The 331-nt window shown below is 38.7% G+C and carries 1 pseudogene; it reads right to left on the reverse strand.

Features of this window, described 5'->3' with window-relative positions:
* A pseudogene (locus tag G4407_RS17335) lies at positions 1 to 331 on the reverse strand (recombinase family protein); the annotation flags it as partial.

Consider the following 331-nt stretch of genomic DNA (forward strand, 5'->3'; position numbering starts at 1 on the left):
ATCGCATCCTGACTCATTCCCTGCAGCTTCATCTTAAAAATATCCTGTACTACACCGCCCGCCGATGGATCAATCTCTAATTTATGCTTATCTGTCTTTGTCTTCCTGTATCCAAATGCTACAAACGGAGTCACGCACTCGCCTTTTTTCCTCTTAATCTCAAGATTACTCCTGATCTTAATAGAAATATCACGACAATAAGCATCGTTGATTAAATTTTTAAATGGGATAATGATTTCGTCTGCCTGATTCTTTCCCTTAAGACTGTCATAATTATCATTGATGGCAATAAAACGCACACCAAGAGCCGGGAATAATCTCTCGATATACT

It is taken from the genome of Allocoprococcus comes (assembly GCF_013300725.1).
Classification (GTDB): domain Bacteria; phylum Bacillota; class Clostridia; order Lachnospirales; family Lachnospiraceae; genus Allocoprococcus; species Allocoprococcus comes_A.